Genomic DNA, 12,818 nt, shown 5'->3' with positions numbered 1-12,818 from the left:
CGCTTACACCTTCGACACAAGAGGACGGCCGAGCAGGCCTTGAGGCCGAAAGACCAGAACGAGAACCAGCAACGAGAAGCTGAAAACGTCTTTGTAGTCGGAGTTGACCAGACCGGAAAACAGCGACTCGGAGATCCCCAGTATGATCCCGCCAAGCATCGCACCCGGCAGCGAGCCGATCCCGCCGAGTACCGCTGCGGTGAACGCTTTGATGCCGATGACGAAACCTGCGTAGAAGTCGAACGTGCCGTAGTTCATGGTGATCAGCACGCCGGCCAGGGCCGCCATCGCTGCACCGATGATGAACACGTAGGAAATGACGCGGTCGGTGTTGATCCCCAGGATCGAGGCCATCTTGCGGTCTTGTTGGGTCGCGCGGCACATGCGGCCGAGCTTGGTGTACTTGATGACGTAGGTCAGCAGGCCCATCCCGACAAACGCGGCGATCAGAATGAAGATCTTGGTGTAGGTGAGCTGGACGAAGCCAGTGCCTACATCAACGCGCCATGCACCGGTCAGCAATGTCGGAACACCTTGTTGGCGGGCGCCCTGAGCGATCTGTGCATAGTTTTGCAGGATCAGGGAAATACCGATGGCGCTGATCAGCGGTGCCAGTCGAGTGGAGTTACGCAGCGGCTTGTAAGCGACGCGCTCGATGACCCAGCCATACACCGCCGTGACGATGATGGTGAAGATCAGTGTGCCGAGCATCAGCAGAGGGAAGGATTCAATACCGAAGTAAGCCAGCAGAGCCAGACTGATTGCCGCGAGGTAAGCGGAAATCATGTAAACCTCGCCGTGGGCGAAGTTGATCATGCCGATGATGCCATAGACCATTGTGTAGCCGATGGCGATCAGGCCATAGACCGACCCGAGGGTCAGGCCGTTGACCAGTTGCTGCAGGAAAATACCATCCATAACGCAATCTCACGCAATGAGAACCTGCACACCTGTGGGTGTGCGGTTCTTCTAGGAAAATACAGATATACGTAGGAGCAATGTCAACCACGATCAGGCATGCCACCACCGCCCCCTGTAGGAGCTGGCTTGCCAGCGAAAGCGGTGTATCAGCCAACATTGATGTCGACTGATCTGGCGCATTCGCGGGCAAGCCCGCTCCCACAAGGGATCTATGGGGATCACCTCATCGAGTCAGCCCTTACTTCTGCTTTTCCAGCTGGTGGTATTTGCCGTCCTTGTCCCACTGGTAAACCACGTAGTCGGAGACTTTCAGGTCGCCCTTGCCGTCCCAGGTCTTCTCGCCCATCACGGTTTTTACCGGATTTTTCTTCAGCCACTCGGCAGCTTTTTCGCCACTGTTGGATTTGGCGCCATTGAAGGCTGCAGCCAGGGTTTGAACCGAAGCGTAGGCGTACAGGGTGTAGCCTTCAGGCTCGGTACCGGCCTTGCGGAATGCGTCTACCACGGTCTTGCTGTCTGGCAGCAGACGTGGGTCGGCACCGAAGGTCATCAGCACGCCGTCAACGTATTGCGGGCCGCCAGCGGTGGTCACCAGTTCGTCGGTCACGATGCCGTCGTCGGACATGAATGTCACGTCTTTGAGGCCTTCGGTACGCAGTTGTTTAACCAGTGGACCGGCCTCTGGGTGCAGACCGCCGAAGTAGACCACGTCGGCACCGGCCGCACGGATCTTGGTCACCACGGCGCTGAAGTCTTTCTCGCCACGGGTCAGGCCTTCATACAGCACTGGTTTTACGCCGCGTTTTTCCAGTTGCGCCTTGGTGGCGTCAGCCAGGCCTTGGCCGTAGGTGTCTTTGTCGTGCAGCACGGCGACTTTCTTGCCCTTGAGCACGTCGACGATGTAGTCGCCAGCCACAATGCCTTGCTGGTCGTCACGCCCGCACATACGGAACATGGCGCTCAGGCCGCGCTCGGTCACCTTTGGGTTGGTGGAACCCGGGGTGATCGTGATGATGCCCGCTTCGTCGTAGATCTCGGAGGCCGGGATGGTCGACGAGGAGCAGAAGTGACCGACCACGCCAGCGACTTTCTGGTTGGTCAGGTCCTTGGCGACCGTCACAGCCTGTTTCGGTTCGCAGGCGTCATCGCCCTTGACCAGTACGATTTTTTCCCCGTTTACGCCGCCCGACGCGTTGACCGCGTCGGCTGCAGCCTGTGCACCCTTCATGTACTGCTCACCAAATGCCGCGTTGGCACCTGTCATCGGCCCCGCCACACCGATTTTCACATCAGCCTGTGCAAACGCAGAAACACCCAACGCAGCTGCCACTGCGAGGGCCAGAAAGCCTTTCTTGTAAAACGTCTGGGACATGAGGTGGTGCTCCAAGGTTTTTTTTTAGTTGGCACTGCGATTTCTCTGAATGCTCAGAGCAAGGGCCGTGCCATCGGTTTTTTATTCTGAAAAAAGTCGCTGCCTTATTGTTTTTTCGACTGTTTCGATCCCATTTTCATTGGGTGTGCAACCGTCTAAACCGCGGAAGGTAAAACCATTTATTTTTAAAGGCGCAACCCGCATGCGCCATCATTGCAACCGCGGCGTCAAACGACGTGCAACCAGCCTGTAACACCGTTCGTCACCGAAGTGCACACTGCTGGTGCGGGACTGCTACAACCCGCACCATCACAGGCTAGACGCTGCGCCGAAAAACGCCGCTTCCAGCAACAAATTTCAACAATCAAATAACGATCCGCAAGCACTGGCCTGCGTGATACAGCGAGAATCCAGCCTCATAAAGACAACTGCGCAACCCTACTCCCGCCAGGGGCTGCATCGGTGCGAACGGAATCGGCAGCGCTTGAGGATTTCCGTTACACAAATAATCGGCAAAGGCTTTGCCGACTACCGTACCCGTCGTCACGCCACGACCGTTGTAACCGGTAACGGCCACTAAACCGGGCGCTGGCTCGAACAGACGCATCAAATGGTCAGGTGTGAAAGCGATGCGACCGGTCCAGGTGCATTCCCATTCCACCGGTTTAAGGTAGGGAAAATAATGCTGCTGAACGCGATCGGCCCACGCTTTCAGGAACCAGGCCGGCTTCTGATTGCCATTACCGAGACTGCCGAGCAACAGACGCCCGTCCTTGTCGCGTCGAATGCTGCTGAGCACCTGGCGGGTGTCCCAGGAACCCTGGCCACCGGGAAGAATCTGTTGCGCGGCGTCTTCGGTCAGCGGCACCGAAGCCACTTGATAGTAGTAACCGGGGAAAAAGTTGCGCCGCAGTTCCGTCCAGTCGCCTTCGGTGTAAGCGTTGGAGGCGATCACGACTTTCTCGGCCATGACCGAACCCTGAGCGGTTTGCACCGACCAGCGTTGACCCTGACGTTCGAGCCGGGTGACCGCAGAATGATCGAACAGTTGGCCGCCCAGGCCGATGGCCGCGTTGGCCAGCCCGGTGGTATAGGCCATTGGATTGAGGGTGCCGGCACGTCTATCGAGCAAGGCGGCGGCAATTTTTTTAGTGCCCGTCGCCTGCTCGCAGGCTTGCCCGGTCAAGAGCTCGACCGGCGCTCCGCGACGTTTCCATTGTTCTTCACGACTGCGCAAATCCGCTTCGCCGCGGGCGTTATGCGCCATGTGCAACGTGCCTTCACGGCGTAATTGGCAATCGATGTTGTATTTGTCCACAAGGCTGAACACCAGGGACGGTGCCGCGCCAAGCATGCGATTGAGCTGACTGCCCACCGCTTCGCCGAATCCGGCCTCGATGTCGTCCGGCGCAATCCACATGCCGGCGTTGACCAATCCGACATTGCGCCCCGAACCACCATGGCCGGCGCGATGAGCTTCCAGTACACACACCGATTTACCTTGCTCCAGCAGATGCACCGCCGCCGACAAACCGGTGAAACCGGCGCCGATGACGCAGACATCGACTGTCACTTCACCCTTGAGCGCCGCGTTGTCGGGCCTTTGCGGCGTCAGTTTTTCCCACAGACACTCTTCGCGTAACGGCATTGCCAGACTCCAACAGAAACCTAACAAACAACAAGAGCTTCGCTGGCAAGCCAGCTCCTACAAAAGTTTGCAATGCTCTGTAGGAGCTGGCTTGCCAGCGAAGGGGACCATCAGTCGAACGTGATGCCCTGAGCCAACGGCAGCTCCAGCGAGTAGTTCACGGTGTTGGTCTGGCGACGCATGTACCCGCGCCACGCATCGGAGCCTGATTCACGACCACCGCCGGTTTCTTTCTCGCCACCAAACGCGCCACCGATTTCTGCGCCACTCGGGCCGATGTTGACGTTGGCGATGCCGCAGTCGCTGCCCACCGCCGACATGAATTGCTCGGCTTCACGCACATCGGTGGTGAAGATGCAGGACGACAGGCCTTGTGGCACGGCGTTGTTCAGGCGCAGGGCTTCGTCGAAATCCTTGTAACCGATCACGTACAGAATCGGTGCGAAGGTTTCGTGGCACACCACGTCGCTCTGCTCCGGCATTTCAACAATGGCCGGCGCGACGTAGTAAGCATTAGGGAATTTGTCTTCCAGTTGGCGCTTGCCGCCAAACACTCGGCCGCCTTCGCTCAGGGCCTGCTCCAGCGCGTCCTGCATGTTTTCGAAGCTGTGTTTATCGATCAGCGGACCAATCAGGTTGCCTTCCAGCGGATGGCCGATGCGCACTTTGGAATAGGCGGCTTTCAGGCGGGTGACGATCTCTTCCTTCACCGATTCGTGCGCGATCAGACGACGCAGCGTGGTGCAACGCTGACCGGCGGTGCCGACGGCGCTGAACAGGATGGCGCGAACGGCCATGTCCAGGTCGGCGCTTGGGCCGAGGATCATCGCGTTGTTACCGCCCAATTCCAGAATGCTACGGGCGAAACGCGCGGCGATTTTCGGCGCCACTTCGCGGCCCATGCGGGTGCTGCCGGTGGCGCTGATCAGCGCGACACGCGGATCATCGACCAGTGCTTCGCCGGCATCGCGGCCGCCGATGATCACTTGGCTCAGGTGTGGCGGTGCATCGCTGAAGTTTTTCAGGACGCGATCGAACAGCGCCTGGCAGGCCAACGCGGTCAGTGGGGTTTTCTCCGACGGCTTCCAGATCACCGGGTTACCGCACACCAGCGCCAGCGTGGTGTTCCAGGCCCAGACTGCGACCGGGAAGTTGAACGCACTGATGACGCCGACGACACCCAGCGGGTGCCAGGTTTCGCGCATGTGGTGGCCAGGACGCTCGGAAGCGATGGTCAAGCCGTACAACTGACGGGACAGGCCGACGGCGAAATCGCAGATGTCGATCATTTCCTGAACTTCGCCCAGGCCTTCCTGAGTAATCTTGCCAGCTTCCCAAGACACCAGTTCGCCAAGGTCGGCCTTGTATTCACGCAGGATGTCGCCCAGTTGGCGCACCAGTTCGCCACGACGCGGCGCCGGGACTTTGCGCCACAGTTCGAACGCATGATCGGCACGACTGATGTGCTGCTCGACTTCAGCAGCACCTTCCCAATTTACGGCAGCGATCTGGCTGCCATCGATTGGCGAATGCACCGGCACTTTGCCGTTCTGGTACAGGGCCGGGTTTACACCAAGACGATCAAGCAATGCGGCAACCATGGGTCACTCCTCAAGCAAAAAACAGAAAACGTGCAGCCGCAATATCACGGCTGATCAGACCTGTAGTTTTAGCTCCCCGGAGGTTACCCAACAAACGACGATTAAGAGAGATATCATTCCGTTTATTCATGCTGCGAATTGCTGAAAAGAAAGAAACAAGAAAAAGGACAGACAATGCTGAATAAACGCTACCTGCCGTCGATCACAGCACTGCAGTGTTTCGAAGCCGTGACCCGGCATTTGAGCTTCACCCGGGCCGCCGAAGAGCTGAACCTGACCCAGAGCGCCGTCAGTAAACAGGTCGCGCAACTTGAAGAATTGTTGCAGCACTTGTTGTTCCGCCGCGTGCGCCGACGCCTGCAAATGACCCCGGCCGGTGATTTGTACCTGGTGGAAGTACGAAAAATCCTCACCCAAGTCGAGATGTCGACCCATTACCTGCGCTCCTACGGCGGTGAAACCGAAGTCTTACGCGTTTCGACCCCGCCGACTTTCGGTGCGCGCTGGCTGGTGCCCCGCCTGAAAGGCTGGCGCCTGCGTCATCCTTCGATCCATCTGGACCTGTGCAGCGAGCAGGAAGCCGACGATTTACTGCAAGGTCGCAGCGATCTGGCGTTCTACTTCGGCCAGGGTTCACGGCCAGGCACCGAATGCCTGAAACTGTTCAGCGAAGAGCTGGTGCCGGTCTGCGCACCGGGCAGCCTGCCGGACACGCCGTTCACCGATCCGACGCAACTCACCGACCTGGTCCTGCTGCAAAACGCCTCCCGCCCACAGGCCTGGCACGACTGGTTCGATAGTCAGGGCTACCACACCGAGCACAGCTACCACGGCCCGCGCTTTGAAACCTTTTACATGTGCATACGCGCCGCTCAGGTCGGCTGCGGTGTAGCCCTGTTGCCGAAGTTTCTGGTGGAAGAGGAATTGGCTGACGGCAAACTGGTCATACCGTGGAAACACGCGATGCCCAGCACGGATGCCTATTACCTGGCGTATCCCGAGCATTCGGCGGAAGTGCCCAAAGTGCGCGATTTTGTGAAGTGGATGCTGGAGCAGATTGATAGCCCGGACATGTCACAAATTTAGGAGCGCGCTCAGTCCCTGTGGCGAGGGAGCCTGCTCCCGCTCGGCTGCGCAGCAGCCCCAAAACCGGCAACACGGTTTATCAGGCTCTTCATGGCGTCACGCAATAACAAAGAGGCCATCAACGACTTTGGTTTGAGCGAGGCGCCCGCGCAGATCATCATCAATGGCGGGATCATCGATGTTGTACAGTCGCAACCTGCGATATGCATTTATTCGATTGATCTCCGGCCCGAGATACTCCCAAACAACCCTCGAACAGGCAGGAGTACGATAGTCCGCAGCGGAAACGCCCATTTTCAAGCCATTAAGTCGAGTAATGCAGCTTTTGAAGCTCGGGATAAGAATGGTTTGGCTAATCTCGTTGGACGTCAGCGATTCGTAATCGATGAGAAACAAGCGATCCTGTAGGTAGTAGGCAACCCCCACATATCGATACCGCTCAAATTCCCCATCCGTCCCAGCTATCTGCAGGCGTTCATTTCGTTCGTATACGAAATGCTCCCCCTCCTCGTGTATATGCACCAGGGAACACAGAATGGAACCTGGCTCTGTCATTGCATGGTAGTACTCGTAGTAGTAGCCCGTGTGAGCTCTGAGCTGCGACGAAGACTGTTGACGAAGGTGATCAAGCATCCGCTGCGGTGCCGTCATCTCGTTGGCAGGACTAATTCGTCTCGTTTTAACACCAATAAGAATGACGAATTGATCTGTCGGCAAAAATATTTCTAATTCTTCCACTCCAAAAAAATCACAAATCCTCTTTAGGTTAAAAGCCGTGGGGACGCTACTTCCACATAGGTATTTATTAAATTGGCCACGATTAATCCGAAGTTTCCTACAGACCTCAGAGACCGATCGGTAGTGACTGCATAACAGTCTTAGGTTAGCAGGTAGAAAATTGTGCATATCAACCCATCACAACAGCGTCAGGAGGCACAACCATAGCAGCAACTCGCATCACATTTAAGCAACTTGCGAAATTGCGCAAATTGATAGATGACTTGATATTACGGGACCTGAAGGATTTCAGGATCTTGTACACCCTCGATTCGCCAGCACTCTTAAAACAGCAAGGAGCTTTGAATGCTTGACGTCATCAATGACTTTCTCTCTGGAAAGGTTTTGATACCTTTGGTTCTTGGACTTGGAACCTACTTCACCATCCGCTCGCGATTTGTACAGTTTCGATACTTCGTACACATGATTTCTGTTTTACGTGGCAGTTCGCACACCGGCAATAACCACTTGAGTTCATTGCAGGCATTGACGCTCAGCCTGGCCGGACGGGTCGGAACCGGCAATATCGTGGGCGTCGGCATTGCCTTGAGCATGGGCGGACCCGGTGCAGTGTTCTGGATGTGGATGACCGCTCTGTTGGGGATGTCGAGCAGCTTTTTCGAATGCTCACTGGGTCAACTCTACAAACGCTGCGATGCAAACGGTCAATATCGAGGGGGCCCATCCTGGTACATCCAACATGGTCTGGGCAAACGCTGGCTCGGCACGATTGCTGCGCTCCTGCTGTTGGTGACCTTTGGGTTTGCCATCAATGGCCTTGAGTCTCATGCCGTATCACACTCTCTCAACAATGCCTTTGGTTTATCGACGACGTGGTCCGGATTCACGCTGTCGTTGTTGCTGGGCATAGTGTTCGTGGGCGGCATAAAGCGAATAGCGGCCGTAGCCGATCTATTGGTTCCCCTTAAAGTTATCGCCTACATCGTCGTGACGCTTTACGTCATCGTGTTGCAAATTGACCAGGTCCCCGGCGTGCTGATCAGTATTGTCAAAAGCGCTTTCGGACTGGATCAGGCGTTTGGCGGGCTCGTCGGCAGCGCAATCATTATGGGGGTGAGGCGCGGTGTGTTCTCCAATGAAGCAGGACTAGGCAGTGCGCCTAACGTCGCATCCACGGCAAAGATTGCCCATCCGGTGGCACAAGGCGTGGTGCAGGCGTTCAGTGTCTTCATCGATACCATCGTTATTTGCACGTGTACTGCGCTGATCATTTTGCTTTCCGGTTTTTATGCCCCCGGTTTCGAAGGCGACGGCATTGCGTTGGCACAAAACTCGCTGGCTGCGGTGGTAGGTGATTGGGGCCGGATGTTTATCAGCGTGGTACTTGCACTGTTTGTGTTCACGGCAATGCTCTACAACTACTACCTGGGAGAGAACAGCTTACGGTTTATCATTGCTGCCCCTCGTAAATCATTAATTGCGTACCGCGCATTAGTATTGACGCTGGTCTTTTGGGGTTCGGTTGAAGACCTCTCAACGGTGCTTGCGTTTGCCGACATCACCATGACACTGCTGGCCCTAGTCAACCTGATAGCGATGACATTGCTATTCAAAGTCTGCATGCGAATTCTGGGCGACTACGACGAACAACGTCGCGATGGCAACAAAACGCCCATTTTTGACTCAAGCAAATTCAGTGATCTGGATCTCGACTTGAGGGCCTGGCCTGCGGTGACAGCTCCTCTTCCACCAATGAGTCCTGTATGTGCGGATCGCCGCCCAGCTAAAGTACAGGTCGCGTAAATTCCGAATGAACTCTGAACCATTGCGCATCTGCGATGGTTCAGCCCTTAAGCAATGCCTTCGCACCATCATCAGTAAAAAGTACTCGCGCCTTCCAAACCCAAGCGCGCTCAAGGAGTTCGTCTGTGAATCGCTATCAACCGCTTAAAGCCAACGCATCAAACAATCCAACTTTCTATATAGACACGCATGCTGCACCTCATCTGTTATTTGAAGATGCTTGTTTCAGAATACGCGCTGCCACCAGCCTTTTAGAGACACTGACGTCCGTAACCCTTAAGCATACTAATGACGCTGACTTTTTCCGGCTGATACTTCCAGCCTATTTATTGTTACAGGACGGTGTCGACGCACTGGATCAAATAACATTTAAAGGACTGTAAATCATGGCCAAATCAGCGACCCATGAAATGATAAAAGCGGCAATGATCAAGGCAATTGAAACCGGGCTTATTCCCCGCCACCCCCACCTTGATGGCTATGTAAAAAGTTGGGAGAGCCTGGCGCTTGTCATCCAGGCGGCGCTTGAAGCAACGTCCGGTAACTCATGAACCACAGGCGTTTGCGTTTGAGGGTCCGGTAACATGTGATTAATCCATCATGAACGCAAAAAAAACTGGCAATTCACACCACCGATATGCGCCACTATCCCCATTCAATGCGGAGAACCCCGTTATGAGCGAGAGCGTGTTTGGCGATCGCATCGTGCAGAACCTGCTCGACACCGACTTCTACAAACTGACGATGATGCAGGCGGTGCTGCACAATTACCCGAACGTCGAAGTCGAATGGGAGTTTCGTTGCCGCAACAGTGAAGATTTACGCCCGTACCTGGCCGAGATCCGTTTCCAGATCGAGCGCCTGGCAGAGTTGAGCCTGAGCGCCGATCAACTGGGTTTTCTGGAACGCATCAGTTTTCTGAAGCCGGATTTCCTGCGCTTTCTCGGGCTGTTCCGTTTCAACCTGCGTTACATCCACACCGGCATCGAAAACGGCGAGCTGTTCATCCGCCTGCGTGGGCCGTGGCTGCATGTGATTCTGTTCGAAGTGCCGCTGCTGGCGATTGTCAGTGAAGTGCGCAACCGCTATCGCTACCGGGAAATAGTCCTGGAGCAGGCGCGAGAACAGCTTTACCGCAAGTTCGACTGGCTGACCGCCAACGCCAGCAGCGACGAATTGTCCGAGTTGCAGGTCGCCGATTTCGGCACGCGCCGTCGCTTTTCGTACCGCGTACAGGAAGAAGTGGTGAACGTGCTCAAGCACGACTTCCCCGGGCGCTTCGTCGGCACCAGCAACGTACACCTGTCCCGAGAACTGGACATGAAACCGTTGGGCACCATGGCCCACGAATGGATCATGGCCCACCAGCAACTGGGGCCACGGCTGATCGACAGTCAAATTGCCGCGCTCGACTGCTGGGTGCGCGAATACCGCGGCCTGCTGGGGATCGCCCTGACTGACTGCATCACCATGGATGCCTTCCTCGGTGATTTCGATCTGTTTTTCGCCAAACTTTTCGACGGCCTGCGCCACGACTCGGGTGATCCGGTGGTATGGGCGGAAAAAGCCATCGCCCACTATCACAAGCTCGGTATCGACCCGTTGAGTAAGACGCTGACATTCTCCGATAGCCTGACACTGCCCAAGTCACTGGAGATATTCCGCGCGCTTCGGGGTCGGATCAATGTCAGCTTTGGCATCGGCACTAACCTGACGTGTGATATTCCAGGTGTTGAACCCATGAGCATCGTGCTTAAAATGGCAGCCTGCAACGGTCAGCCCGTCGCAAAAATTTCCGATGAGCCTGGCAAGACTCACTGCAAAGACCCGAATTTCGTCGCCTATTTGCGACACGTTTTCAAAGTACCTGCCGCCCTTTCAAGCACATCTAGCAAGGAGTGAATTCATGCAAGCCGTACAGCGTGAGATTGCTGAGCAGCTCAAGGTTCAACCGCCGTTTGCCGACGAGGCCGCCCTTGAGGCAGAAGTCGCTCGGCGAGTCAGCTTCATTCAGGATTGCCTGGTCAATTCCGGACTCAAGACCCTGGTGCTGGGCATCAGCGGTGGCGTCGACTCGCTGACGGCCGGCCTGCTGGCCCAACGCGCCATGCGCGAATTACGCCAACGCACCGGTGACAAGAGTTATATATTCATCGCGGTACGTCTGCCGTACGAGACCCAGTTCGATGAGCACGACGCTCAGGCCTCGGTGGATTTCATCGCCCCGGACGAGCGCCACACCGTGAACATCGGCCCGGCGGTCAAATCCCTGGCCAATGAAGTCGCCGCCTTCGAAGGCAAGCACGCGGTCTCGGTAGATTTCGTGCTCGGTAACACCAAAGCACGGATGCGCATGGTCGCTCAGTACACCATCGCGGGCGCCGCCCACGGACTGGTGATTGGCACTGACCACGCGGCGGAAGCGGTGATGGGGTTCTTCACCAAGTTCGGTGACGGCGCGTGCGACCTGGCACCGTTGAGCGGACTGGTAAAAAACCAGGTTCGGGATATCGCTCGCAGTTTCGGTGCGCCGGAATCGCTGGTAGAAAAAATCCCCACCGCCGATCTGGAAGACCTGTCGCCGGGTAAACCGGACGAAGCGTCACACGGCGTGACCTATGCCGAGATTGATGCGTTTCTACACGGCGAAGCGGTGCGTGAGGAAGCGTTCAAGATCATTTGTGATACGTATAAAAAGACTCATCACAAGCGGGTGATGCCGTTTGCGCCTTGATTTCAAGCGGCGTTCTTACGGGCGCCATCGCTGGCAAGCCATGCTCCTACGGTTCACGACGCCAACCCTGTAGGAGCAAGGCTTGCCCGCGATGAACGATGACTCGGTTTAATGCCGGGCACAAAAAAAGCGTCCCCAGCGGACGCTTTTTTATGAGCTCGATTTGATTACTTCAGGGTAACCGTACCTTTCATCATCGAGATGTGGCCCGGGAACGAGCAGAAGAACCCGTAAGCTTCACCCGCCGCCAGCTTCGACACGTCAAAGGTCACCGAATCTTTTTCGCCAGCACCGATGATTTTGGTGTGAGCGATGACGCGCGCATCACCTTCCGGCAGGTAGTTCTTGTCGATGCCTGCGGCCAGGCCAGCGGTAGCAATCGGCTGCATGTCAGCCTCTTTGCTCAGGACCCAGTTATGGCCCATGACGGTTTTCGGCAGGCTGCCAGAGTGGGTCAGCTCAACGGTGAAGGTCTTGCAGCTCTTGTCGATTTCAATGGCCTTGCTGTTGAAGGACATCTGATCAGTGGAATCGATAGTTGTCTTGCACTCGGCAGCCATCAATTGACTGCTGGCCAGTGTCAGCAGGGATACCGCAACAAGTTTGGCGAACATGGTGAATCTCCAAGGCAGGGTTAACAAAAGTGCGAATGGACAGAAGACTGCCTGAAATCTTCGCAAGTTCCTATGACCTGAATCAAAAATTGTATACAACTTTTGGGCTATGACCCCTATCGAAACAATCTACCAGCCAGGCGTCTGGCACGGCCCTATCATCAGGCCGTCATCCTTCATATGGAGCGCCTCTCATGTCCATGAATAGCCTGTTGTGCAGTTTGCTTGCCGCCTACGCCTGTGGCGCCAGCGGCACCTGTGAAACACCCCAGCGCGAGGTTTAACCCTTGGAGCGTAGCTG

The 12,818-nt window shown here is 56.0% G+C and carries 12 protein-coding genes; 6 read left to right on the top strand and 6 right to left on the bottom strand.

Features of this window, described 5'->3' with window-relative positions:
* Window positions 1-3: 3 nt before the first annotated feature.
* From ACWGZX_RS17300 to amaB, 4 genes are all read right to left on the bottom strand, one after another.
* Window positions 4-918: an ABC transporter permease subunit gene (locus ACWGZX_RS17300; RefSeq protein WP_452624737.1), complete on the bottom strand. Its 915-nt coding sequence runs from the start codon at window positions 916-918 to the stop codon at window positions 4-6.
* Between the two features lie 241 nt (window positions 919-1,159).
* A complete protein-coding gene (locus ACWGZX_RS17295; RefSeq protein ID WP_452624736.1) occupies window positions 1,160-2,293 on the bottom strand; it encodes a branched-chain amino acid ABC transporter substrate-binding protein in 1,134 nt (377 codons plus the stop codon).
* A gap of 364 nt (window positions 2,294-2,657) precedes the next feature.
* Entirely contained in the window at window positions 2,658-3,941 is a 1,284-nt protein-coding gene (gene amaA / locus ACWGZX_RS17290) for an L-pipecolate oxidase (protein WP_452624735.1), read from the bottom strand.
* A 110-nt stretch (window positions 3,942-4,051) separates the two neighbouring features.
* The gene (amaB, locus tag ACWGZX_RS17285; RefSeq protein WP_452624734.1) at window positions 4,052-5,542 is read right to left on the bottom strand and encodes an L-piperidine-6-carboxylate dehydrogenase; all 1,491 of its coding nucleotides are present in this window, start codon (window positions 5,540-5,542) and stop codon (window positions 4,052-4,054) included.
* A gap of 174 nt (window positions 5,543-5,716) precedes the next feature.
* Here amaB and ACWGZX_RS17280 point away from each other — a divergent pair, with 174 nt between their 5' ends.
* The gene (locus ACWGZX_RS17280; protein ID WP_452624733.1) at window positions 5,717-6,628 is read left to right on the top strand and encodes a LysR family transcriptional regulator; all 912 of its coding nucleotides are present in this window, start codon (window positions 5,717-5,719) and stop codon (window positions 6,626-6,628) included.
* 96 nt (window positions 6,629-6,724) lie between these two features.
* Here the strand turns inward: ACWGZX_RS17280 and ACWGZX_RS17275 are convergent, their stop codons facing one another.
* A complete protein-coding gene (locus tag ACWGZX_RS17275) occupies window positions 6,725-7,534 on the bottom strand; it encodes a helix-turn-helix domain-containing protein (RefSeq protein ID WP_223518464.1) in 810 nt (269 codons plus the stop codon).
* 177 nt (window positions 7,535-7,711) lie between these two features.
* On the opposite strand from ACWGZX_RS17275, the gene ACWGZX_RS17270 reads away from it, so the two are divergent.
* The 5 genes from ACWGZX_RS17270 (at window position 7,712) to nadE (ending at window position 11,903) form a co-directional block, all read left to right on the top strand.
* The gene (locus ACWGZX_RS17270; RefSeq protein WP_452624732.1) at window positions 7,712-9,169 is read left to right on the top strand and encodes an alanine/glycine:cation symporter family protein; all 1,458 of its coding nucleotides are present in this window, start codon (window positions 7,712-7,714) and stop codon (window positions 9,167-9,169) included.
* Between the two features lie 125 nt (window positions 9,170-9,294).
* Window positions 9,295-9,552 carry a hypothetical protein gene (locus tag ACWGZX_RS17265; protein ID WP_223518462.1) on the top strand — a complete coding sequence of 86 codons (258 nt, stop codon included), beginning with the start codon at window positions 9,295-9,297 and terminating at the stop codon, window positions 9,550-9,552.
* 3 nt (window positions 9,553-9,555) lie between these two features.
* Complete coding sequence (locus tag ACWGZX_RS17260; RefSeq protein ID WP_452624731.1) at window positions 9,556-9,720, top strand: hypothetical protein; 165 nt, start codon at window positions 9,556-9,558, stop codon at window positions 9,718-9,720.
* A 124-nt stretch (window positions 9,721-9,844) separates the two neighbouring features.
* Window positions 9,845-11,071, top strand: coding sequence for a nicotinate phosphoribosyltransferase (gene pncB / locus ACWGZX_RS17255; RefSeq protein WP_223518459.1), 1,227 nt, complete (start codon window positions 9,845-9,847; stop codon window positions 11,069-11,071).
* A 4-nt stretch (window positions 11,072-11,075) separates the two neighbouring features.
* On the top strand, window positions 11,076-11,903 hold the full coding sequence (gene nadE, locus ACWGZX_RS17250) for an ammonia-dependent NAD(+) synthetase (RefSeq protein WP_452624730.1): 828 nt from the start codon (window positions 11,076-11,078) through the stop codon (window positions 11,901-11,903).
* Between the two features lie 167 nt (window positions 11,904-12,070).
* On the opposite strand, the gene azu is transcribed toward nadE, so the two are convergent.
* Complete coding sequence (gene azu, locus ACWGZX_RS17245; protein WP_452624729.1) at window positions 12,071-12,517, bottom strand: azurin; 447 nt, start codon at window positions 12,515-12,517, stop codon at window positions 12,071-12,073.
* Between the last annotated feature and the right edge of the window lie 301 nt (window positions 12,518-12,818).

Source organism: Pseudomonas sp. CLCA07, assembly GCF_053615335.1.
This window is presented reverse-complemented; position numbering and strand designations above follow the sequence as displayed.

What these genes read in the sequence shown, in the direction of transcription:
- amaA (WP_452624735.1), bottom strand. Translation starts at nt 3,941, where the DNA reads ATGCCGTTACGCGAAGAGTGTCTGTGGGAAAAACTGACGCCGCAAAGG.
- ACWGZX_RS17300 (WP_452624737.1), bottom strand. Translation starts at nt 918, where the DNA reads ATGGATGGTATTTTCCTGCAGCAACTGGTCAACGGCCTGACCCTCGGG.
- ACWGZX_RS17280 (WP_452624733.1), top strand. Translation starts at nt 5,717, where the DNA reads ATGCTGAATAAACGCTACCTGCCGTCGATCACAGCACTGCAGTGTTTC.
- ACWGZX_RS17260 (WP_452624731.1), top strand. Translation starts at nt 9,556, where the DNA reads ATGGCCAAATCAGCGACCCATGAAATGATAAAAGCGGCAATGATCAAG.
- ACWGZX_RS17275 (WP_223518464.1), bottom strand. Translation starts at nt 7,534, where the DNA reads ATGCACAATTTTCTACCTGCTAACCTAAGACTGTTATGCAGTCACTAC.
- nadE (WP_452624730.1), top strand. Translation starts at nt 11,076, where the DNA reads ATGCAAGCCGTACAGCGTGAGATTGCTGAGCAGCTCAAGGTTCAACCG.
- ACWGZX_RS17270 (WP_452624732.1), top strand. Translation starts at nt 7,712, where the DNA reads ATGCTTGACGTCATCAATGACTTTCTCTCTGGAAAGGTTTTGATACCT.
- pncB (WP_223518459.1), top strand. Translation starts at nt 9,845, where the DNA reads ATGAGCGAGAGCGTGTTTGGCGATCGCATCGTGCAGAACCTGCTCGAC.
- amaB (WP_452624734.1), bottom strand. Translation starts at nt 5,542, where the DNA reads ATGGTTGCCGCATTGCTTGATCGTCTTGGTGTAAACCCGGCCCTGTAC.
- azu (WP_452624729.1), bottom strand. Translation starts at nt 12,517, where the DNA reads ATGTTCGCCAAACTTGTTGCGGTATCCCTGCTGACACTGGCCAGCAGT.
- ACWGZX_RS17295 (WP_452624736.1), bottom strand. Translation starts at nt 2,293, where the DNA reads ATGTCCCAGACGTTTTACAAGAAAGGCTTTCTGGCCCTCGCAGTGGCA.